The sequence below is a fragment of the Paenibacillus nasutitermitis genome (assembly GCF_014641075.1).
Classification (GTDB): Bacteria; Bacillota; Bacilli; order Paenibacillales; family Paenibacillaceae; genus Paenibacillus_Z; species Paenibacillus_Z nasutitermitis.
Window position 1 is genome coordinate 155044 of the sequence record NZ_BMHP01000009.1, and the last position, 22008, is coordinate 177051.

The following is a 22008-nucleotide window of genomic DNA, read 5'->3' on the forward strand; positions in this document are numbered from 1 at the left end:
TTTAATTGAAGTACTTTCAGCTTAATATTGAATCCCGAATGCTAAATGCTTCGGTTGACTGAGGATTGCTTGATTTGGTTTATTATTTCCGTGATGGTATTGGGATCTTTTATTTCAAATAGATAATTAGCTTCGTCTGTACCAGGTGGTATTTCCCCCGAATTTTCTTGTTGCTCCAACACTTCTAAAAAGCTCGATGCACTTCTGAAAATAGCTTTACTTCTTTGTGTTCCTTCAACTCGTGCTCTCAGTATTTCAATAGATAAATTAAAGTAAACAATAATACTTTTAAATCCCTTTTCATGAAAATATCTGAGTACATTTGTTCGTCCTGATTTATTTAGATTACAATTGCTTAAGATGATGTGAAAATTACTTTGCACTGCAGCATATTCAACAATCGTATTGGTAATAGAGAATTTTAGTGTGTTAGGTCCTTTTATAGGGAGAAGTTTCTTATAATGACTATTAATAAATTCAGCATGATTATCCTGCTCAATGACTACAGCTTGTTGTAAGACAGATTCCAATTCTTTAGCGAAGGTAGTTTTTCCACTATGCGTTTTTCCAACTGTCATAATTACTAGGCGGTTCATATAATATTAATCGCTCCTTTATGTATTAGGTCGTACTCAAATCTGCCGATCATTCCGGCAGTCTCGTCGTAGATGTTTATTCAGCTGCCGTGCCTGTTAGCTCAACACCCATAGGTTTTATTGAACTGTCACCAATATGTATCATGGCTCAAGCGAATTAAATAGTTTTGTAAGTTTCCCCCATTCTTCACCGATCCAAATCATTTCATCTATGAAGCGACTCATGGCTTTATCGTTTCTAAACTGCTCATCGATCCATTTGGATTCTTTGAACCATGTCAATTTAATGGAGCGAACCAGTTGTTCTGTTGTAAGTGGCGAGTAGGATCTATATCCCGCAATGAATGCGTTTGTTGTTTCCTTATTTAGTCCATTGTCAGACACTGCACCTGATAAAATAGCGCGGGAAACATCAAAATCCGGAAATACGAAATGAAGTCTATCGAAGTCCAAAATATCTGCTACCCCGTCATCATAGAACATTAAATTATCCACGTGCATGTCCCAATGCGTCCAACCTTTATTGCAGGGCTCGAATGTTTCAATATCCAGAGTCTCAAGAATAGACAATTGCTTTTCAATGGCATTAGAATATCGTTCGTTACCGGCTTTTAAGGATTCAGTCAGGTTCATTTTTGCTTTCTCGACCACATTTGCTTTTGATGGTAATTCCCATTGTAAAGCTTGCAGCCTTGGCATATTGGATTCCATCCAAGCATGCATGCGACCGGTAGCTTCGCCAAGACTGAACATTTGATTCGCATTACATTTTCCAGGCTCCACAAGTTTTCCTTGGCTTACGCCAGTAATCATATAATTTTCTCCCGATGGTGTAGTGAGGATATATTCGTCTTTAAGGCTATAAAGTGGCTGACATGGTATCCCATCGAGATACATTTGGTGCTGGTACTTTAGCGCTTCTTTGACTCCATCTAATCCCCGTCTATATCTAATTTTGTTATATTGCTTGACGAAAATAGAGTTGTGATCCGTATCAATTATCCACTTCAAGTTTGCATATCCAAGCTCGCAAGGTCTAAAATTTATTATTTTCCATCCAAATTTTTCTTCAATATCACTCATAACCTCACTTAATATTTGTTCGTTTGTTAACGCATTCATGAATTAATATAATCCCCCTTCAAATAAGTAAATTCGATTAAAAGTATTGCTAAGAGCAAATTGATCCCCGTTTGACTGACTGCTTTCGTATCTCGATTGAGCAATCGTTCTCTGTTAGTTTATTCCCATGAGTATTTGTATTGCGTAAGAATCCCAGTCCGCTTCGTCTGTGTATATCTCGAAAGTGGGAATTAGCGATTGTTTCGCACACTTGCGAAGTTTTTCCTGATCCTCTAAGAACTTCTGACATGCCTCCGTTACTGTGAAATGGTTTTCCATCACATATGATTTCCAAGCTTCGCCACGACTTTCAATAAATCTGGGCTCAACAGCATCTTGAGACAAGGTTAAGAGTATACAATGTGCATTCAACCTTGATAAACGCATTTCCAGCATCTCAATTTCTGCAGAATTTATAAATGCCGCTCGAAGATTTAAATGAAACCTCTCAAAAAGATAAAATACACCGTTTGATGGTTTCGTATGACCAAGTGAATCAATCCAATTGTATTGTTGCTCAAGATAATCAACATGACGATTTAAAAGCTGAATATGTTCATCCTTGTCCAACGATCTTAAGATGCCTGGTATGAATGCAAAACTTGCGAATATTGTTCACTTATTGCAATTAATCGTTTTTTCACGATTGGGTGTTTGACTATGTAATCTCTTTATTGCAGAAAAAACTGATGATTTTCCCGCGGTAGACAACCCTTCGATTATTACCCCCTGAACCATATTTCACCTCTTCAGCTTGTTTTCGTATTCTGCCCTTTAGCTTAATAAAAAACAAGGAGCAACTGCGCGGCAAACTGCTCCTTGTTTCATTGAACTATAGTGTCCCGTTAATTTAGAAATGATAGGCCATCAATTCTTCATCAAAGTATTTTTCATTGTGAATCATTGAATTCTTTTCAAGCCCATAAGATATAAATCCATGTGATTCATACATCTTTTTTGCTGCTTCATTAAATGTGATAACCCCGAGGTTTATTTGGGAAATTCCCTCAATTTTTTTAGCCCGAAGTAGTACTTTATCTAGCAACTTATGACCTATCCCTTGTCCTCTAAACTCAGGTAATACATAGGTGCCCCAGATATTACCTTTGTGACTCAATTTCTTATCTGGTTCCCTAACAAAACCAATCATACCGATGACAATCTCATTGTTAAATGCACCCATAATAAAATGGTCATTTATAGTTAGGATACGTGCTCTGACTGAATCCAAGGATCGTGATATCTGATCCTCATAATTTGCAGAGAATGCCTCAGGATTGTTTTTTAGGGCGTTCAGTCTTAAATCCCAGTACGACTCGGTATCTTCAGGGGTAATCATTCTAATTTCAAACATTTCAAATCCCTCCGCCTGGTTCAGCCTAATCTTTAAATATACCATATATTTACTGAGGCTAGCTGCGGAATTCTGCCCGTTCAAAACGACATCCCTTTCCTGTTCAGTTTGACTTTATTGTCAGTCTTGCAAAGCCTCTTAATTATTCATATATAGCAGAACATCAGCAATGTAAGAGTCTAGGGGTTGTGAAGTGACTACTCTCATACATTTCAAGTATACTGGCTTTTTTTGCTCGGTTGATTACCTCTTGCCATTTTTTTCTGGTATATCGACTGGGCCAATTTGGGTCATCACTTTTACGCGATTTTTCAATCTATTGCTTTATCGCCACATGCGCAGATCAGCTCCATTGACAATCCGTATCAAAATATCTATAATTGTTATTATATTAATTATAAACTGATAATTATTATCGTTAATTACCGCCGACATGTACCGTTCCTGTGACGCTGCCCGAATGCATGCATGTGCATAGGCCAGCCGATGCTTTATCGTACACTTATGGAGGTGTAAGAATCATGACAAACTATGATTTGAATGCAGCGCTTCAAAAGCTCGAGCAGCAAAATATTCATTTATCCCCTCAGCGGATGGCTGTTTTGGAATATTTGTATTCCGCTGAAGGATACCGTGGTGTGGACGACATATTGAAATCGCTCGTCCCCAGGTATCGGACTTTAAATGCTTCAACGGTATATAACCATCTCAGAGTATTCAGAAGGCTGGGAATGGTCAAGGAAGTGACGATCGGGGGTTCCGCGCGCCGGTACGAGGCAGCGAGCTAATCCGATTGCTTGCAAGGTGAAGGTCCCTGCGCAGGGACGCAGATAAGGCGTTTATCCGCTTGTGGGATAAACGCCTTTTTGTGTTTCATATTGTTTAGAAAGGTCTTGTCAAAAGACGGCCAAGCCGGTTCTTCCTGAATGCTGCATGCTCCAAGCTAATCGAAGTCCTTATGGTGCCATTCATCATCCGGAATGTTCAGGTCCTCGCCGGAGAAACGCTGTTCTGCAAACGGCTCTGCTTCATTATGGAACCCCAGTCGTTCCCAGTAGCCGTGCCGGTCTTCCTTCATAAATTCAATACCCCGGATCCACTTTGCGCTTTTCCAGAAATATAGAGAAGGGACAACAAGCCTGAGCGGCCAGCCATGCTTGGGTGTAAGCGGCTCGCCCTGGTAGCAGTAAGCAAGCAGGGCATCGTCGGCCAGCAGGGTCCGGACGGGAAGATTGGTCTCATAATCCTGATCGGCATGTATCATGGCAAATTCAGCGGTGGACTTGATGTCAAGCGCCTGTAACAAATCGAGGACGGCAATGCCTTCCCACTGCGTATCGAATTTCGACCAGCGTGTGACGCAATGAATATCGGCTTTGATCTGTGTCTTGGGCAGTTTCATCAGCTCGGCATAGGTTATTTCTGTGGCCTTATTCACTTCGCCGAAGATCCGCAGGGACCAGGTATCCATGTCATACTCCGGAACGTCCCCCTCATGAAGAATGGGAAACCGTTCAGTGAGTACCTGGCCGGGCGGCAGCCGGTGCGCAAGCTCGGTCGGGACGGGCGGCAGTTTTACGTTTTTGATGCGTTTTACTTTATCGTGCATGTCGATCCTCCTTGAGTCAAGGGTGCTGCTTGAATGCTAATGACGTGCGGGATGTCCTCCATTGATAGTACATGAACGATCCGTGAAAGGGAAGGGAAGGGATGCCCACGGGCAGAGAAAAGGCAAACGAAAAAGCCTCCAGTGCAATATTACATGGGGAGGCTTTGTTCATATTGCTGCTGTTAAAGCAGTCCATGCACGCTTTTTGTGATGATTTCGGGAAGCTCCTGCTTCTGCGCCCGATAAGCTGAGGGTGTGAGATTTCCCTGCTTCAGGCGGGCGTCCAACTGATTCGTCATCTCGGCGATTTGCAAGTGAATGATTTCCTGAATGTCGGCATCATTGGCTGCTGCTATGTCGGCCAGTGAATATCCCTGGTACAGGGCATCGTAGATTTCATCATCGGAGGATACCCCAAGAAGTTTCTGAAATTGCGCATCTGCAGCCGGATTGGAGGCGGATGAGGAAGACTTTATTTTGGACGTGCTTATCGATTTGAGCGGCGCCGCGCTGCTGGTATTGCTGCTCCAGATATTGCTGCCTACAGAGACTGCGAAAGCAAGGGTGCCAACCAGGATAAAGCGTTTTGGATCCATGCATTAAACCTCATTTCCTTGCTCTTTTTGTAAAGAGCGTTAAAGGTGACAAGCCTATTGTAGCGTTCCAACCTTAAACCAAGCTTAAGGAGTGTTGAAAGATTGGTGAAGATCTGCAACCAACAGCATATGAGATCCTAAACCGTATTATGACTGACAGGACTCGGGTATTCCCTCTTGCGGGTTAAGCCGAAGGCCTTAAGGGAGTCTGAAACTTTCTTGAAGACAGCAAGACCGCCCTGCAAGAGGACGGACTTCTTCTTGGTTGAAGGCTCCATGGAGTTATATGCCGTAATGGCACTACCAGAATTGGAAAAGGGAGCGCAGAATGCCGCGTTTGCGGCGGTGGGAATGATGCCCGGGCAGCTGAATTTCCTTCTCGATGACAGGTGGCCTGGCCAATTTCCGCTCCAACAGCTCCACGGACTCCGCCAGCTGCTTGACGACCTGGTTCAACGCTTCAAGCTCCTTGCGATGCTGGAGAATTTGCATGGAGACAACCTCGTCGGCTTTTTGCGAAAGCATATGCTCTATACGCTTCATGCGGTTGATCAGTTCATCTGCCTGCTGGGCAGATTCTTCCGGACATGACTCAGCACTGGAATCGTCGGAATCTTCCTTTCCGCTCAATTCGAGCCGATCCAGGCTATCGCCCAGATCGACCCGTTCCTTGATATATCGCAGCCGGATGAGATCCGAGTCTGAGAAGATATAATGTCCCAAACGGTCTTTTGTGAAAAAGGCAGGAAAAGCAATAACCCACCGTTTCACGGTTGTCTGGCTGACTCCGAGCGCCACCGCCGCTTCCTTCGTCTTTAATGCTTGCATTACGATCACCCCGTTATCGGATCTTTATTAGGGTATTCGTGCCGGAACGGCATCTCCCTGCAAGGCCGACAAAGGTAGTGTCCATTCGATAAACAAAGTGTTTTTGCGTCATATTCATTTGTATGAAAGTCATTTCATTTAGGAATCTGTGTTTTCGCTTTGGCAATGATACCGGAGGTTTTCTTCTCCAGCTCAAGTATTTTCCGGTTCTGCGCGGAAATCTGGCGAGCGACAGTAACCAGTGAGTTCAGTGAAGACAACACGCTGTTGGCATCGTTTTTCTTGATCGCCTGGTTCAGGCTTTTGCCAAACTCTGTTGTGAGCTTCCGGGGAGCGGACAGGGCGCTTTTCTCCGCTTTGATACTTGCGCGAAGGGGGTCGGCCTCATCAAGAATGGCACGGATTTTTTTCGCTGTTTGCGTGTTGCTGTCTTTAAGTGCCTTCAATGCGGCTTGCTTGGTCTTGATGTCAGCGCGGGCGATCTGCACGGCGGTTTGCATGATATCCGCTTGCGCGCGGAGCATGGCGTTGTAGGATTTGCTTTTCAAGGGCCTGACCGCTGCGATTTGCTTGTTGAGTGCGGTATAGCTTAAGAACAGCGGCTCGTATTTATCCTGTGTCAGCTTGACCTGAGCTTCAAGCTTGCTTCGCTTATCCGCATTCAGTTCCTTGATCAGCTTGCGGACGAGGGTCTCGGCTTCAGCGTTGGCCAAGTGCAAGACGCCAATGTCCTTATCCATCCGGCCTGCTTCCTCCTGAAGCTTCAACAGCTCATTATAGGCGGCCGTTATTTTTCCGCCTAATGCCCGATCGGGACCGGCCGCCAGCTTGTCCATTGCGGTTTTGGCGGTAGGGGACAGCTGGAAGGCAGCAGCCAGCATGGCATGGGGGGCAGCAACAAGAAGCCCCGCGATTAACAGTAGAATGACCATTTTTTTTAGCATGTGATAAGTACCTCCCGGTATTTTTTTAGCGGCTTAGACTGGCTTGACCACCAGGGACAAACACAAAAAAAGCACCAAGCAAGAAAGGCTGTACGCCTTTTCTTACCGGTGCTTCCGCTGTAAGAGTCATTTGCCGCTTTAAAGTTGTAGTTCGACTATACGTTAAGCCTGCCTTATGTGTCAAGCTCTGTGTCCGGGGTATTGCGTGGAGGCCGGATTCGTATAAGAAACGAATAGGGAAGTAGCGGAAGTGAAACAATAGGAATAAGAAGGATGCGGCTTTAGGCTGATCCTGTCTGAGCGCCGCAGCTGCTGCGGATGATCAGCTCTGACGGAATGGAAATATTTTGCGCCGGTCTATCCTTCTTGCGGTTCAGCAGCTTGAGCAGCAGTTTGGCTCCCTCCTTGCCGATCTCATAAAGATTGGTTGTAATGGAGGTAATTCCGTATTTATCTGCCAGAGCCGTATTCTCGAAGCTGACCAGAGCTATATCGCCGGGAACGGACAAGCCGTTTGCTGCTGCATAATCCAGGACCCCGACAGCTTGAACATCCCGTCCCGCCACGATGGCGGTCGGCGGCTCCTTCAATAACCGGAAATGCTCGGCAGCCTTGCGGCCGCTGGATTCATTCTCGTCGCCAATATAAATATATTCTTCTTTTCTTTTGATCCCTGCGCTGTCCAGCGCATCCTGATAGCCTTCCAGACGGTCCTCGCATACGAGAAATTCAAGCGGCCCCGGGCTGATGAAAGCAATTCGGGTATGGCCCAAATCGATCAAATGCTGTGTGTTCCGGTAGGCAATTTCATAGTTGTCTACATCTACGGAGTTGACCTGGTTCTTCAAATCATTGCTGCCGAGTATAACAACGGGAAAATTCTGCTCAGTCAGCTCCTCGATAATGGATGAGTCGTGATCAGGCAGCGAGATCAGCACACCGTCCATTGCCCGCTCGCGCATCAGTTTGATCAGCTTGGGAGTTTTGGCTTTGTGACCAAGATTCTCCCAGGATATGAGTAGGTTATGATCCTTCTGATCCAGCACTTCGCCGATTCCCTGAAGCAAATCGGCAAACACGCTATTTCCTTTGAAGGAGAAGAAATCGGATGCGGGATGAGGAGTGAACAGGCATATATTATTTGTTTTGCGTGTTACCAGCCCGCGAGCGGCTGAATTTGGCTGATAGTTCAAGCGTTTGATGACTTCGAATATACGGGCTTTGGTTTCCGCCGCTACCGGCGCAGTGCCGTTGAAAGCGAAGGAAACGGTTGAGATGGAAACGCCGGCTTCGCGTGCGATATCCTTGATGGTTATATTACGACTCATATTAGGGCTCATCCTCATAAAAACGTTTTATGAAATAAACCTATCATATACGGACAGATTGGTCAACAAGCGCTTTCAAAACACATTTTTAACGTTATTTTTATAAGAAAACAAGCTAAAACCGCTGAAACTACTGAGTTTTTGAATTTGTTTTTATAAAAACATTTTTATATTGAATTGATTCCTTTCCCGTGTTAGCATGGAGATAGACCCAGTTTGTAAGTGTTTTCATTTTTATATTTGAATGGTTTTCACGTAAATTCGCATAAAAATAGCGAATTTTTAGGAGGTGAAGGGTGCGTATATCGGAATGTATAGAAACGTTTTTATAATAATTATTGAAATGACTGGATGATGTTCATTACAAGGCCTGAATTTAATAATCCTAAGGGGGATTTCGCTACATGAAGATGAAAAAAACACTACTGTTAATGCTCAGTGTTATTGTTGTGATGAGTATGCTGGCTGCCTGCTCAAGCAAGAATAACAACGCTGGGTCGGGCAATACACCGCCGCCTGCCGACACGGGTTCCGGTACGGACAACAACCCCGATACAAACAAAGGCGAGGATGGAACCGTCGGGGGTACAGGCAACACCGATCCGAAAACGATAACTTTCTCGACGATCAGCAACTACTATACGGACGGGTTGAAGGAAGCGGCGGTGGAATACAATAAACTGCATCCGGAAACCACGGTGAAAATTGATGTGCAAAGCGATAATAATGCTTATATCACTTCCTTCCAGGCGAAGATGTCCGCCGGTGGCGACAATGCTCCGGATATTGTGCATACGAACCTGACGGGCGATAAACCTGGCGCCAATATTACGAAAGGCTGGTTTGTGAAGCTTAACGATTATGTAAAACAGCCGAATCCTTACAATGAAGGCACATCAATCTGGGATGGCGTGGACGAGAATTATCACGCCAATATGTACTCGGAAGCAGGAGATGTTGCGCTGCTCCCCTTTGACCTTGTAGGAACAGGGTTCTATTACAACAAAGCGATTTTTGAAAAGGCAGGCATTACGGATACACCGGCCACATGGGAAGATTTGCTGGCTGATCTTCAGAAAATTAAGGATTCCGATTCCAAAATCATTCCGCTGGCTATGCCTTTCCTGCACACGGCGGATTATGAAGGCTGGATGAGAGGCGCGTTTGTCGATTGGGCTCTGCGTCCACTGATCGCCGATTTCCTTGTTCAGGAAGGCGACGGTATCGCAACACCGCAAATCGTAGAAAATAACAAGAAAATTGTATACGAAGCAGGCAAACCGATGTTTGATGTTGGCGGAGTGGTCAGCCAGGAGCGCATTATGGACTATGCCATGAGCGGCAAATATGACCTTGAAGGACCGGCTGAGCAGAAATACTGGACGTTGCTGAAAGATTTATCCAAGTTCTACGAGCCAGGATACTCAACGATGGGCGACTCCGATCTATATAAACTGTTTATCTCCGGTAAAGCGGCTGTTTATTGGAATGGCAGCTGGCAGGTCGGACAGCTGGTGCAGGACCAACAGAAGCTTGGCGACAAAGGCTTTGAATGGGGAACCTTCAAGTTCCCGAATTTCTCCCAGCCTGATCCGAACTTCCCGGATGACCCCCGCGGCATTCTGGCTGTAGGCCACCAGCTCAGCATTGTCCAAAAGAAAGATGCCGAACAGGTGAAGAGAGCGGAAGATTTCATGCAGTATCTGTTCTCGCCGAAGGTGGCTCAAAAAGTATATGAAACAACGCTTGCGGCTGGACAGTTTGTGCAAGGGCCAAGTCTTGTAAAGGGTGTTCAATTATCGGACGAAATCAACGGCTATTTGGAAGGTTTCCTTGTATCCGGTAACATGAATGGTGAAATTACACGCATTTCCACAGGTAATCCGAATAACGATGTAACAGCGGGTACGGAATTCAAAGCTCTGCAGTTGAAATTCTACCAAGGCGACATCGACCTGGCGGAATTCCTGAAGCAGAAGGCTGCATTTGTGAAGAGAACGAATCAGAAATTTATCGATGATAACAAAATGGATCTGGATCCAAAAACAAATCCCTAAACGTTAGCTCAAGCGGAAGCGGGATGGCGCTTGCCATCCCCCTTTTCTGTTTCATAAGGACAGGACCCGCCCATACAGATAAGAAAGGAGAGGAAGACTCTTGAACTCGCATAAATGGAAACGATATGGAATTTCCTATTTATTTCTGGTCCCTTCTTTTGCGTTTGTGTTTGTCTTTTTGTATTATCCCATGATTTTGGCTTTCTTCCATTCCTTTACCAAGTGGAATCTGGTGACTTCGGAATGGATTGGTTTCGACAACTTCACTTCGATCCTGAAGGATCCCACATTTCACACCGGTGCGTTCAATCAAATTATTTATACGGTAACCGATGTACTGAAGGCGATTATATTTCCGCTTCTTGCCGCAGAGCTGATTCATTTAATCGGCGGAAGCCGGTTGAAATATTTGTTCCGCACCAGCTTTATTCTGCCGATGCTGCTTCCTGGCATTGTAACCATTCTGCTCTGGCAGAACATGTATGACCCATCCAATGGCCTGATCAACCAATCCTTGGCGAAGCTCGGGCTGGATAGCCTGCAGCATGCCTGGCTGGGTGAGGAAGGCACCGCAATCTGGGCTTTGATCGCGTTTGGTTTTCCTTTTATCGCAGGTTTGCCATTCCTGATCTTCTATGCCGCAATCGGCAATATGAACCAGGAACAAATCGAGGCGGCGCGGATGGACGGTGCAACGGGCTGGCAGGTATTCAAAAAGCTGCATCTGCCGTTCCTGATTCCTCAGTTTAAGGTAGTCACGATTCTAACGATTATCGGAAGCCTTCAGGATTTTGTGAAAATACTCGTTATGACTGGCGGAGGACCGGGTGTGTCAACGATTAACCCGGCCATTATGATGTACAATTCCGCATTCGGAAGCTCGCAGTACGGCTATGGCTCGGCGATCGGCGTGACGCTGTTCCTTGTTATTCTTGCACTTACCATTTTCAACCTGAAATTTCTTCAAACTGACAACTAAGGAGGGGATTGCTCATGTCCGCACGTTTGCCAAAAGTGATTGGGGGAGCCATCCTCGTCTTGCTTCTCATATTAACGGTTATTCCGTTTTTTCTGCTGATTTTCTTCTCGTTCCGCGATCAGCTTGATATTCTGATTGACTTCTGGAGTTTTCCTGAACAAATTAAGTGGGAAAATTACTCGCAGGCCTGGTCCGTTGTTAAAAGCGGAATCGGCAACTCTTTATTTGTCTGTATCGTCACGGTAGCTGCTGCGGTGATTCTGGGCTCCTTGTCGGGTTATGTGTTTGCCCGCCATAAGTTTCCTTTGAAGGGTCTGCTATACATGATGCTGATTGGTGTCATGATGATTCCGTCACTGCTCACGATCGTTCCCCTGTATTCCATTATTACGGTACTTGGGTTGACCAATAACTTCTTTGGCCTAATCCTGCCCTATATCGCGGGTACGCAGCTGCTGGGTATTCTGCTGTGCAGAACCTTCTTTGAATCTCTGCCTGAAGAGCTGTTCGAGGCAGCCCGGATGGATGGAGGCAATGAGTTCTACCTGTATTCCCGGATTGCTCTTCCGCTTTGCCTGCCCATCCTGGTTACGGTTGGCATCGTGACTTTCCTCAGCGTCTACAGCGATTATGTCTGGCCGCTGATTGTATTGGACGAAGATCACCGTACCTTCACCATGGCTGCAGTCAGTTTGAACCGTTCGGGAAGCGCGGATGTTGGCCTTTCATTTGCGGGCTACATCATCGGCAGTATTCCAACGATTTTCGTAATCGTGTTCGGCATGAAATATTATATAGAGGGCATGGTATCGGGCGCAGTCAAAGCATAAGTGCTGGAGGCTGCGCAGCCTCGCTTTTACGTCATTCAAAAGTGAAATGGGGATAATGACAATGACAAGTCAAATAGAAAATGCTCTGCCGAAATGGATATGGCATGCAAAGCGGGAGAAGCAGGCAAGCTTTGTACTGCGCAAGCAGATTGAAGTGGGGAAAGAAACATCCGATGCACAGTTTTTTGCCGCCTTTACCGGCGCTGCCCGGGTGAGCTTTGATGGACAGCAGATTGCGCAAATTGAGGAGCACCCGGGGAATATTACGGTTTACCGGCAAATTCCCGGACTGCCTCAGCCATTGCCGGCAGGCACTCATGAAATCAGTATTGAGCTGAACTGCTCGGCCTTTGTGCCTGTTGTCTCGGTTAATGGCTATTTGCACAACCGCACAGTGGGTTTTTCCGCTTATCTCCAGGGAGAAGGATTGTGGATCGTAAGCGATGATTCCTGGCTGGCCGGCGACGAAGAGGCCGCAGTTATCTGTCTGCTGGGGGAGGAGCCTTTTGGCGATCTGGATGGGGGACCAGACTGGTTTGTATCCGGGGGATTTGGGGACATCGAGGTGTTTCCGGTTAATGAAGCCTCTTCTTTGCAATCGCAGATGATGGAAATTGCATTGCAGCAGGGGGGGATATTCACGCTGACCGGCCAGGCAAGCGGTGACCTTGCGCTGACGCTGCCGGAACGGCCGCAGCTGGAGCTGTTCTACCACTTGCGCAAGCAGAGCGATTGGCGCCAAATGCGGGCTCTTCAGCGAAGTCTGGATTTGAGCGCAGTTCCTTCCGTGACCATTGATTTGAAGCGGGAATTCAACGCACGATTCACACTTGAGAACAAAGGGAACACACCGCTCAAAGTGCTGTGGAACGGCGCCGAATCGCTGCACGAGCTGGAACATTATGACGGCTGTATCACGGAATGGTTCGAGGCGGCCGCAGGGGAAGACTTCACGACGCTCCCTGAAGGGATGAAATATGTCAGGCTGTATGTGATCGGGGCGCGAAGCGATGCTTTCAAGCTGCAGCTTTCCTTTGAATCGGCACATGTCAATGTATCGCAGGTCGGGCAATTCCAGGCGGATCTTCCACTTATGCCCCAGATCTATGAAACCGCTGCCCATACCAGCCGCATCTGCCACCAGATCGGTCTGTGGGATGGAATCAAACGCGACCGGCTGAACTGGACCTTCGATTTCTATCTGGCTGCCAAGTCCTGTTATGTGCTCTGGGATGATTTCAGCGTTCTGAAGAGAGCGGTCCGGGAACTGGGAACGGGAACGCCTTACGGCATGTGGATGAATGGCATTGCGGAATACACGCTGTGGTGGATTAAAACCGTCTGCGAGTATTATTTCCATACCGGTGACAAGACATTTGTTCTCGAAATGCAGGCAGCACTGCAGCGGCATGTCGCCTGGGTTGAAGCGAATATCGATCAGTCGACAGGAAGGCTGGATGTGAGCGATGGCATACTCATTGAATGGGTGCCGTTCAGCGATGAGGAGAAGCAGGCGGGCCTTCAGGCTATATATCGCATGACGCACGAGGATCTGGGGCGGCTGCTTAAGGAAATCCCTGAGCTTGCGCTGGAGTATCACTGGAAGGTGCCGGATGTGAAGGAAGAAGCATTCATGGAACCGTCCAATACCCTGGCGGTCAAGATTCTGGGCATCGAAAGCGGCTATGTCTCCAAGGAAACGGCGCTTCATTTTCTGCAAACGTATGAGTTGAAGGATCCCTTCACGCCGCTGTCGGCCTATAGTCTGATGGAAAGCTATTCTCGTTATGGCCTCCACGATAAAGCGTATGAGATTCTGGAAATAGTCTGGGGCGGTATGCTGAAGGAAGGAGCAACAACCTTCTGGGAGGCGTTCAATCTGGATTCCGATACCAATTTCCATGACGGGCTCACCACATTCACAGCCTATGATTCGTACCGGATGAGCCTGTGCCACGCCTGGTCCAGCACGCCGGTCAAATGGATGAGCGAGACGGTGCTCGGCATTCACAGTCTGGAACCCGGATTTAATTCTGTCCGCTTCGATCCTGTTCCGGTTGGCGGTATCCGGGAGTGCGAAGGGATGGTCAACACCCCGCACGGCCCTATTCAAGTGAAATGGAAGCTTGACGAGAATGGAAGGCTGGACGCGAATCTTCATCTGCCGGAAGGCATTGTGCTTCAAGATTCGGTTATGCATTCTTAATTATTAATAAGCGGAAGAAGAGCAAGGTGGGGAAGATGTGCGGGGGTGCTTGCTAGGTGATAAGCAAACCTCACATCCTGACCCGCTTTTTTGTTATATTTATCCTATGCCATCATGGTCATCATCGATTCTATCGCTCTACCGTATAAGGGAGGAGAAGGCGCATTATGCACAATCATATAAACGCATTGTTCCAGGAGCCCACCGCAGCTTATCGCGGAAAGCCGTTCTGGTCATGGAATGGCGAACTGAACAAGGAGGAATTGCTGCGTCAAATTCATGTGCTGAAGGATATGGGCTTTGGCGGATTTTTCATGCATTCGCGGACGGGTCTGATCACGGAATATATGGGGGAGGAGTGGTTTGACCTCATTAATGCCTGCGCCGACGAAGCCGAGAAGCTGGGAATGGAAGCCTGGCTGTATGATGAGGATCGTTGGCCGAGCGGGACGGCTGGGGGCATCGTGACAGAAGAGCCGGCTTACCGGCTGAAATATCTCCGCCTTCGCGTTCTGCCGCCGGAGGCTGGATTCAGTTGGGAGGATCATGAGTCTGTTGTGGCTGTATTTGTCTGCAAGCTCAGCGGACTGGATTACAGCAGATGCCGGCAGGTTGGTCACGGCCTGGATCCGGAGGCAGGGCCTGACGAAAGCTTGCTTGTTTTTGCTGTCGAGGAACAGGCCAGGGAGAGCTTCTATAACGGCTTCACATACCTGGATACGTTGAACCGCGAGGCGGTGGATCATTTCCTGGCGCTTACCCACGAGAAGTACAAAAGCAGAAGCGGCGGCCGATTCGGCAAATCCATCAAAGGCATCTTCACGGATGAACCGCACCGCGGTGCGTTAATGGATGGCTTCGGCGCGAAAAACCCGGATCATGAGTGGCTGGTTCCCTGGACGTATACTCTCTTCGAACGTTTTTTGGATAAGTACGGCTACGATCTGATTCCGCTTCTGCCGGAGCTGTTCTTGCGTCCGGAGGGACGCAAAATCTCAAGGGTCAAATGGCATTATACCGACCTGCTGCAGGATATGTTCCACGATAATTTTGCCAAGCCGATTAATGAATGGTGTGAACGCAATGACCTGATTCTGACCGGACACACGCTTCATGAGGATTCGCTTTCAGCGCAGACGGCGATGGTCGGATCGGTTATGCGTTTCTATGAGCATATGGGCTATCCGGGCGTGGATGTGCTGTCGGAGGGCAACGTCAATTACTGGATCGTCAAGCAGCTGGCTTCTGCCGCGCGCCAGCTCGGCAAGCCATGGATGATGTCCGAACTCTACGGCTGCACAGGATGGCAGATGCCGCTGGAGGGACATAAAGCGGTTGGAGACTGGCAGGCGCTCTTCGGTATTAATCTGAGGTGCCATCATCTCTCCTGGTACACAATGGAGGGGGAATCCAAACGGGATTTCCCGGCCAGCATCTCGTACCAATCCGCCTGGTGGCAGGATTATGAGAAAGTGGAAACCTACTTCTCCAGACTTGGCGTCCTGCTCTCGCAGGGAACGCCGGTATGCGATCTGCTTGTCATCAATCCCGTAGAGAGCCTCTGGTGCCAGATCTATCCGGGCTGGTCAAGGGGGCTGTCCGCCCAATCGCCTGATGTGCGGGAGATTGAGCAGCATTACGAGCAGACCTTCCACTGGCTTGCAGGCGGTCAGCTCGACTTTGATTACGGGGACGAAGAGATGATGTCCCGTCTGTCTCAGATCGGGAAAGACCCGTTGACGGGCGCTCCAGTGCTGCATGTCGGGCAAGCCAGCTACCGGGCCGTGCTGGTCACCGGGTTGACCACGATGCGCTCGACAACGCTGAGCCTGCTGGAGAAATTTACGCAAGCGGGCGGAGTTGTCATTATGGCGGGCGAAGCGCCCGCGTATATCGATGCGATGCCTTCTGAAGAGGGAAGCTTTATTGGAAAAGCTGTACCGTTCGAGCGCGAGTCGCTCATTGAGGCTTGCCGGCAAGCTGTATTGCCGCCGCTGGAATTGGCAATCGCGCAGACAGGGGAGCCGGTAACGGATATTTTCGCGCAGGTAAGAACCGATGGCGGGCGCTTATGCGCGGTGCTGATGAATATGAACCGCAAAGATTGGCATCGCGGCGTAGAAGTGCGTATACGGGCGGACGCCTTTGCTGCCTTGGAAGCCGACTCCGCTGGCCCTATTGAGACATGGCTGTGTGCTACAGGCGAGCAGAAGCAGATTGCAGCCAGGCTTGTGGATGGCATCTATTCGTTCACACTGGATTTTCCGCCTGTCGGGGAGCATGTCATTGTAGCCGGGGGCGGAGCAAACCACGCTGGCTCTGATGCCCTTACAGGTTCGGTGCCCGAGGTGAAAGCTGTAGCGGTCCGTTATGAAGAAGCGGAAGCAGCCGGGATCGAGGGAAGCTTCGACTACCGGCTTGAAGAGCCCAATGTTTGCGTTCTGGATCGCGTGCTCTACCAGTTGGATGGCGGGCCGGCTGCCGGTCCCTTCGAAATTCTCAAGGCGGATCGTGAAATCCGCAGCCAGCTTGGCCTCCCCTGGCGTTCCGGGGAGATGATTCAGCCCTGGTACCGCCGGAAATATCTCGGCGAGTCGCTGCATGAGCTGGCACGGCTCCGGTTAGCCTACACGTTCAATGTGGAGGCAAGCTTCCGCGGAGAACTGACGCTTGCAGTCGAACGGCCGGATCTGTTCGGAATCCGTCTTAACGGCCAACCGGTTGCGGTACCCGAAGAAGCTGGCTGGTGGGTGGACCCCTGCTTCGTGAAGATTCCGCTGCCAGTTCAGCTGCTGCAAGGCGGCGAGAACGTCGTCGAGCTTGAGGGCGGCTTCCACGCGGGCATTGACCTGGAGGCAGTTTACCTGCTCGGCGCGTTCGGGGTGAAGCTGCAGGGAACGGCCCGGATTCTGACTGCGCTCCCGGAGTCATTGACGGTCGGCGATATTACGAAGCAGGGACTGCCGTTCTATGGAGGCGCGATAACGTATATCCTTCGCCAGGAGCAGGCTGCGGCTGCAGCCTGCAAGCTGCCGGCGGGCGATGCCTTGCCGGCGGGTGGAAGCCGGACCGTGCTGCAGTTCCCTGCCTTCGAAGCGGCATGCATCCGCGTCAGGAAAGGCGGAGCCCCGGAGGAATTGTTGGCCTGGCAGCCTTACGAGGCGGAGCTTGCCGGCAGCGGGGCGCAGGCGCTGGAGTTCGACCTTGTGCTGACGCGCCGCAATACGTTCGGGCCGCTGCATCAACTCCCGCTGCTGACCCCGCACTACGGTCCGGGGAATTGGGTGACGGAAGGCGAATCGTTCGACGAGATGGATGTTTTGCTTCCTTCGGGACTGCTGGCAGCGCCGAGAATCGTACGGCAGCACCGGATATAAACCGCAATATCTAGGTACTCCTGGTGTCGGGTTATATGCTTTGGGCTCTATGTGACGAATCAGGCCGGCGGGCTTTTCCACAGCCCGCTGGTTTATTTTGCTGCTCCTCCGGCCAGGGCTTTATTTCAAAGGGGAACATCCTTCACGAGACATAGAAACATCTGTCATCAGGCGCAGGCGATCCGATGTAACAATTAGCTGGTCATAAACGTTTGGAGTAATAAGGCGAAATGGCTAAAAACAGCTAAAAGGGGTCTGTCTATGAGATTGAAACAGCTTATTCTACTTTGTGTCTTCTTGATCATATCGGGATGCGGGGACGCGAAACAAGAACGATCGGAAGGTTCTTCACCTCCTTCCCCGGAAGTCGCAAGTCAGGCGGATCATCATGAACCGCCTGTTGTCCGCGTCATAATCGGCGAAGAATCGTTCCATGCCATTCGGGGTTCTTATTGCTGGAATAGCGAGGGTACCGGCAGTTGCGTGGATGTGTCCTCCTATGAGAAGCTGGTTGCCAAACAGAAGGCTCCACCCAAAGCGGAATGCGGGGGACCGGTAGAGCTTCTGTTTGATTCCCCTCCCGATGAACTGACCGTTATGGCTTCCTTTCCCGGGGAAGAGCGGCCGGATGAGGCGCTGGCTGTTGAAGATGGCCGGTTTCATCTGGCGGTGGGAAGCGGGAAACAGCTCTATATAATCCAGGCGCAGTGGCCGCAGGGCAGCTCCGACTATATATTTGAAGTAGAGAGTCAAGCCCCCTCTAAACAATGGCCTCAAGAGGATTTTGCCGTAACGGTGAGCGCAATAGGCGGTACTTTCAGCAGCAATAAGAAATTTGAGGTGGCAGCCGAATTGACGAATAAGTCTGCGGCACCTGTAAAGCTCCTCCATGCTTCCCCGATGATCCAGATTCAAATCTACGATGAGCTGAATAATCCGCTTATTAATACTTTTACAAGGAATGATATCGGGATAACCCTTACGCTTGAGCCGGGAACGGCCTATAACCCCGACAGCAGCTCGTACCAGGGCGGGAAAAGGATGCTGAGAATCGAAGAGCCGGGACAATACAAATTGGTCGGAACCGCTTCTTTTTCTGTTCAAGCCGATGATGGACAATGGAAAACAATCGAGCTCGCCTCAGAACCCTGTGAGATCACGGTAGGACCGTAGAACCTAGTAGAGCAGTTATAACCGCCCTTGAGGAGGACGAAACGATGACCCGTAATGCTATTCCAGCTTTTATTCAGGACCATCACCGCCAGGCGATTGAGAATCTGGCGGAACGTTTCAAGGAGGAGCCCGGTTATCTTGCCGTTATTATATCGGGATCGGTAGCCAAAGGAATTGCCAGGGAAGATTCGGATATTGACTGCTATCTCGTTGTATCCGATGAGGAATTTCAGCAAAGAAAGCAGCGGGATGATCTGTTTTTTTATGAGACAGAGGGCTGTGATTACCAAGGCGGCTATTATGATGGTAAAATCATTGATTTTTCTTTCATTCAGGCAGCCGCGGAGCGGGGCAGCGAACCTACGCGGGCGTCTTTCGAAGGGGCATTTGCCGTTTTCACCCGCATTCCCGGCCTTCAGCAGCTGATTGACCGGATTCCCGTCTATCCGGAAGCAAACCGCGAGAGGAACTTTGCGGATTTTTACGCACAGGTTGACTTATATGGCGGCTATTTTGCCGACCGGGCTATTGTGCTGAACAACAGCTATTTGCTTGCCCATGCCGTCAGCCAGGTGGCGCTGTTTGCGGGAAGGCTGATCTTGGCGCACAACCGTATTCTGTTTCCCTGCCATAAGTCACTGGCCCATGCGCTGCGGCAGGCGCCCGAGAAACCGCGGGACTATTTGGAGCTGCAGCAGGCCATGCTGGAAGGCCCGACCCGGGAAACAATCGGCGCGGTTGTCGCGAGCATTCAATCCTTCCGTGACTGGGGCCTTCCCGGCGAGAAAACGATCAGCCGTTTTGTTCTCAACAATGAGTGGAACTGGCTGGATGGCGAACCGCCGCTGAGCGACCGTTAATATTCCGGGAGAATCACCTATCGTAGCGCCTTCCCTAGGGAGGCGCTATTTTTTCGGCCGAATAAGGGATGGATAAAGTTCCAGCGTATACATTTTCAATCACACAATGAACATCCGGGGAAAACAGGCGTGATAGAATAAACAGGTAAGCGCTATCATGACAGCAAATGCAAGGGAGGCACACCATATGTCCAAGACAGATCCCAAGACGGGGGAAAGCACGATGGAGACGGCAGCAGCGCGTCCCGCTGGTGCCGCTCGTTCTGGAAGCGCGCCAAAACCCCGGCTATGGAAACGCATACAGCAGCATCGGACTTTGTATCTGCTGTTTATCCCCGTATTCGCATACTTCGTGGTATTCAAATACTGGCCGATCGTATTAGCCTGGGTGGTAGCGTTCAAGGATTTACAGCTGGGAGCGGGGGTCTTCGCCAGTCCCTGGATAGGGATGCAGAACTTCAAGGATATTTTCCTGTCGCCGGAAATTCCCGGCGTGATCAGCAATACGGTCGAGATAAGCGTGCTGCGTCTGGTCATCGGCTTCGTACCGCCGATCATACTGGCGATCATGTTTCATGACATGATGAGCAAGAGATTGAAAAAATGGCTGCAGACGCTGGTTTATATTCCGCATTTTTTCTCGTGGGTCATCGTGTTCGGGGTTGTATTCGGCTTCTTCTCGGTCGGGTACGGCTTCGTTAACAATATGCTGCACGCTTTCGGCTTCGAGCGGCATGAGTTTCTGCTCGACTCCGACTGGTTCAGGCCGATCCTGATCGGCTCTGCGCTGTGGAAGGAAATCGGGTGGAGCACGATCATCTACCTGGCTGCGCTGTCCACAGTCGATGCCCAGCTGTACGAGGCGGCTGTAATCGATGGAGCAGGGCCGCTTAAGCGCATGCGGCATATTACGCTGCCGGGCATCATGCCGGTCATGACCTTTGTCTTATGTATCAATCTCGGTTCCCTGCTCAATGCCGGCGGCGAGCAGATCCTGCTCTTCTATAATGATGCCGTATTCGATACGGCGGACGTCATCGATACCTGGGTGTACCGTGAGGGGCTGGCAAGACTGCAGTTCAGTCTGGCTACCGCCGTCGGACTGTTCCAGTCCGTGATCGGGCTTGCACTGGTGGTGACGGCCAATTATTTTGCCAAGAAGCTGTCCGGCCGGGGCATATGGTAGCCTGCATGCTGCCGCCCCGATTCCCGCTGCCGGCAGACCTTGCCCGAATAGAGAGGAGGACGACACATGTATAAATCCAAGTCGGAGAGAACCTATCAAATCGTCATCCATGCCTTCGTCATCCTCATTGTCGCATCGGCGGTATTTCCGCTGCTCTACGTCCTGGGGATGTCCTTGACCGGACATGTGGAAATGATGCAGCGCAATTACTTTGTCATTATTCCGCATGAGCCGACGTTCGCCGCATATGAACGTATCCTCAGTTCGCCGCTGATCTGGAAGTCCTTTGGCGTTTCTGTCTTCCGCAGCGGGGTAGGCACCTTCCTGATGCTGCTGATGACAGTGGTTGGCGCCTATGTGCTGTCGGTCCGCACACTGCCGGGCCGCACAATGATGCTGTTCCTCGTCGTATCGACGATTCTCTTTAATGCCGGGCTGATCCCGACCTATCTGGTCGTCAAACAGCTGGGACTGATCGATTCCATCTGGTCCCTGGTCCTGCTCTACCTGGTTGACAGCTTCGGTCTGCTTGTCATCAAAATCTTTATCGAGAATTTGCCGGATGGCCTGGTCGAAGCCGGCAAAATCGACGGTGCGGGCGATCTGCAAATGCTGTTCAAAATTGTGATCCCGCTGGCCGCGCCCGCGCTGGCCGCCATTGGCCTGTTCAATGTGGTGTTCCACTGGAACAGCTGGTTTGATGCCATGGTTTATTTGAATGACGCGAGCCTGTTCCCGATGCAGCTCATTCTCAAAAACATGCTGACCGCAGCTTCCGGCGATGCCATGCAATCCCTGGTTATTAACGGCAGCGCTGTCACGCCGGAATCGATGAAAATGGCGACGGTTATCGTCGGTACACTACCGATTCTGATGGTATATCCATTCCTGCAGAAGTATTTTGTGAAAGGTGTTTATATGGGTGCCGTTAAAGGCTAGTCTCGATGCGGCTCTCCTTTCAAT

19 protein-coding genes are annotated in these 22008 nt (G+C 49.5%); 10 read left to right on the forward strand and 9 right to left on the reverse strand.

Annotation, left to right across the window (positions count from 1 at the left end; genetic code table 11):
- Positions 1 to 41: 41 nt before the first annotated feature.
- The 4 genes from IEY46_RS32590 to IEY46_RS32605 all read right to left on the reverse strand — a co-directional run bounded on the left by IEY46_RS32590 (position 42) and on the right by IEY46_RS32605 (position 3072).
- A complete protein-coding gene (locus IEY46_RS32590) occupies positions 42 to 596 on the reverse strand; it encodes an ATP-binding protein (protein WP_188999461.1) in 555 nt (184 codons plus the stop codon).
- A 141-nt stretch (positions 597 to 737) separates the two neighbouring features.
- On the reverse strand, positions 738 to 1718 hold the full coding sequence (locus IEY46_RS32595) for a phosphotransferase (RefSeq protein WP_188999464.1): 981 nt from the start codon (positions 1716 to 1718) through the stop codon (positions 738 to 740).
- 114 nt (positions 1719 to 1832) lie between these two features.
- Positions 1833 to 2288 carry a hypothetical protein gene (locus IEY46_RS32600; RefSeq protein WP_188999467.1) on the reverse strand — a complete coding sequence of 152 codons (456 nt, stop codon included), beginning with the start codon at positions 2286 to 2288 and terminating at the stop codon, positions 1833 to 1835.
- Positions 2289 to 2568: 280 nt separating this feature from the next.
- Entirely contained in the window at positions 2569 to 3072 is a 504-nt protein-coding gene (locus tag IEY46_RS32605; protein WP_188999471.1) for a GNAT family N-acetyltransferase, read from the reverse strand.
- A gap of 521 nt (positions 3073 to 3593) precedes the next feature.
- Between IEY46_RS32605 and IEY46_RS32610 the strand changes: the two genes are divergently transcribed.
- A complete protein-coding gene (locus IEY46_RS32610; protein WP_188999474.1) occupies positions 3594 to 3860 on the forward strand; it encodes a Fur family transcriptional regulator in 267 nt (88 codons plus the stop codon).
- A gap of 155 nt (positions 3861 to 4015) precedes the next feature.
- On the opposite strand, the gene IEY46_RS32615 is transcribed toward IEY46_RS32610, so the two are convergent.
- From IEY46_RS32615 to IEY46_RS32635, 5 genes are all read right to left on the reverse strand, one after another.
- Entirely contained in the window at positions 4016 to 4681 is a 666-nt protein-coding gene (locus tag IEY46_RS32615) for a sulfite oxidase-like oxidoreductase (RefSeq protein WP_188999477.1), read from the reverse strand.
- A 182-nt stretch (positions 4682 to 4863) separates the two neighbouring features.
- The gene (locus IEY46_RS32620; protein WP_188999480.1) at positions 4864 to 5277 is read right to left on the reverse strand and encodes a hypothetical protein; all 414 of its coding nucleotides are present in this window, start codon (positions 5275 to 5277) and stop codon (positions 4864 to 4866) included.
- 300 nt (positions 5278 to 5577) lie between these two features.
- On the reverse strand, positions 5578 to 6105 hold the full coding sequence (locus IEY46_RS32625) for a MerR family transcriptional regulator (protein WP_188999482.1): 528 nt from the start codon (positions 6103 to 6105) through the stop codon (positions 5578 to 5580).
- Between the two features lie 134 nt (positions 6106 to 6239).
- Positions 6240 to 7049 carry a hypothetical protein gene (locus IEY46_RS32630; protein WP_188999485.1) on the reverse strand — a complete coding sequence of 270 codons (810 nt, stop codon included), beginning with the start codon at positions 7047 to 7049 and terminating at the stop codon, positions 6240 to 6242.
- 281 nt (positions 7050 to 7330) lie between these two features.
- A complete protein-coding gene (locus IEY46_RS32635) occupies positions 7331 to 8377 on the reverse strand; it encodes a LacI family DNA-binding transcriptional regulator (protein WP_188999487.1) in 1047 nt (348 codons plus the stop codon).
- Between the two features lie 404 nt (positions 8378 to 8781).
- Between IEY46_RS32635 and IEY46_RS32640 the strand changes: the two genes are divergently transcribed.
- The 9 genes from IEY46_RS32640 to IEY46_RS32680 all read left to right on the forward strand — a co-directional run bounded on the left by IEY46_RS32640 (position 8782) and on the right by IEY46_RS32680 (position 21984).
- Positions 8782 to 10434: an ABC transporter substrate-binding protein gene (locus tag IEY46_RS32640; protein WP_188999491.1), complete on the forward strand. Its 1653-nt coding sequence runs from the start codon at positions 8782 to 8784 to the stop codon at positions 10432 to 10434.
- A gap of 100 nt (positions 10435 to 10534) precedes the next feature.
- Positions 10535 to 11413 carry a carbohydrate ABC transporter permease gene (locus tag IEY46_RS32645; RefSeq protein ID WP_188999493.1) on the forward strand — a complete coding sequence of 293 codons (879 nt, stop codon included), beginning with the start codon at positions 10535 to 10537 and terminating at the stop codon, positions 11411 to 11413.
- Positions 11414 to 11427: 14 nt separating this feature from the next.
- A complete protein-coding gene (locus tag IEY46_RS32650) occupies positions 11428 to 12243 on the forward strand; it encodes a carbohydrate ABC transporter permease (RefSeq protein ID WP_188999496.1) in 816 nt (271 codons plus the stop codon).
- Positions 12244 to 12304: 61 nt separating this feature from the next.
- On the forward strand, positions 12305 to 14449 hold the full coding sequence (locus IEY46_RS32655; RefSeq protein ID WP_188999499.1) for an alpha-L-rhamnosidase-related protein: 2145 nt from the start codon (positions 12305 to 12307) through the stop codon (positions 14447 to 14449).
- A gap of 167 nt (positions 14450 to 14616) precedes the next feature.
- The gene (locus IEY46_RS32660) at positions 14617 to 17826 is read left to right on the forward strand and encodes a glycosyl hydrolase (RefSeq protein ID WP_188999502.1); all 3210 of its coding nucleotides are present in this window, start codon (positions 14617 to 14619) and stop codon (positions 17824 to 17826) included.
- A 261-nt stretch (positions 17827 to 18087) separates the two neighbouring features.
- Positions 18088 to 18999: a hypothetical protein gene (locus IEY46_RS32665; RefSeq protein WP_188999505.1), complete on the forward strand. Its 912-nt coding sequence runs from the start codon at positions 18088 to 18090 to the stop codon at positions 18997 to 18999.
- Positions 19000 to 19043: 44 nt separating this feature from the next.
- Entirely contained in the window at positions 19044 to 19859 is an 816-nt protein-coding gene (locus IEY46_RS32670) for a nucleotidyltransferase domain-containing protein (protein ID WP_188999507.1), read from the forward strand.
- Between the two features lie 187 nt (positions 19860 to 20046).
- On the forward strand, positions 20047 to 21045 hold the full coding sequence (locus IEY46_RS32675; protein ID WP_188999510.1) for an ABC transporter permease: 999 nt from the start codon (positions 20047 to 20049) through the stop codon (positions 21043 to 21045).
- Between the two features lie 66 nt (positions 21046 to 21111).
- Complete coding sequence (locus IEY46_RS32680) at positions 21112 to 21984, forward strand: carbohydrate ABC transporter permease (RefSeq protein WP_188999513.1); 873 nt, start codon at positions 21112 to 21114, stop codon at positions 21982 to 21984.
- The last annotated feature ends 24 nt before the right edge of the window (positions 21985 to 22008 follow it).

Coding starts and splice junctions, on each gene's coding strand:
- IEY46_RS32590 (WP_188999461.1), bottom strand. CDS start 596: ATGAACCGCCTAGTAATTATGACAGTTGGAAAAACGCATAGTGGAAAA.
- IEY46_RS32595 (WP_188999464.1), bottom strand. CDS start 1,718: ATGAATGCGTTAACAAACGAACAAATATTAAGTGAGGTTATGAGTGAT.
- IEY46_RS32605 (WP_188999471.1), bottom strand. CDS start 3,072: ATGTTTGAAATTAGAATGATTACCCCTGAAGATACCGAGTCGTACTGG.
- IEY46_RS32610 (WP_188999474.1), top strand. CDS start 3,594: ATGACAAACTATGATTTGAATGCAGCGCTTCAAAAGCTCGAGCAGCAA.
- IEY46_RS32615 (WP_188999477.1), bottom strand. CDS start 4,681: ATGCACGATAAAGTAAAACGCATCAAAAACGTAAAACTGCCGCCCGTC.
- IEY46_RS32620 (WP_188999480.1), bottom strand. CDS start 5,277: ATGGATCCAAAACGCTTTATCCTGGTTGGCACCCTTGCTTTCGCAGTC.
- IEY46_RS32625 (WP_188999482.1), bottom strand. CDS start 6,105: ATGCAAGCATTAAAGACGAAGGAAGCGGCGGTGGCGCTCGGAGTCAGC.
- IEY46_RS32630 (WP_188999485.1), bottom strand. CDS start 7,049: ATGCTAAAAAAAATGGTCATTCTACTGTTAATCGCGGGGCTTCTTGTT.
- IEY46_RS32635 (WP_188999487.1), bottom strand. CDS start 8,377: ATGAGTCGTAATATAACCATCAAGGATATCGCACGCGAAGCCGGCGTT.
- IEY46_RS32640 (WP_188999491.1), top strand. CDS start 8,782: ATGAAGATGAAAAAAACACTACTGTTAATGCTCAGTGTTATTGTTGTG.
- IEY46_RS32650 (WP_188999496.1), top strand. CDS start 11,428: ATGTCCGCACGTTTGCCAAAAGTGATTGGGGGAGCCATCCTCGTCTTG.
- IEY46_RS32655 (WP_188999499.1), top strand. CDS start 12,305: ATGACAAGTCAAATAGAAAATGCTCTGCCGAAATGGATATGGCATGCA.
- IEY46_RS32660 (WP_188999502.1), top strand. CDS start 14,617: ATGCACAATCATATAAACGCATTGTTCCAGGAGCCCACCGCAGCTTAT.
- IEY46_RS32665 (WP_188999505.1), top strand. CDS start 18,088: ATGAGATTGAAACAGCTTATTCTACTTTGTGTCTTCTTGATCATATCG.
- IEY46_RS32670 (WP_188999507.1), top strand. CDS start 19,044: ATGACCCGTAATGCTATTCCAGCTTTTATTCAGGACCATCACCGCCAG.
- IEY46_RS32675 (WP_188999510.1), top strand. CDS start 20,047: ATGTCCAAGACAGATCCCAAGACGGGGGAAAGCACGATGGAGACGGCA.
- IEY46_RS32680 (WP_188999513.1), top strand. CDS start 21,112: ATGTATAAATCCAAGTCGGAGAGAACCTATCAAATCGTCATCCATGCC.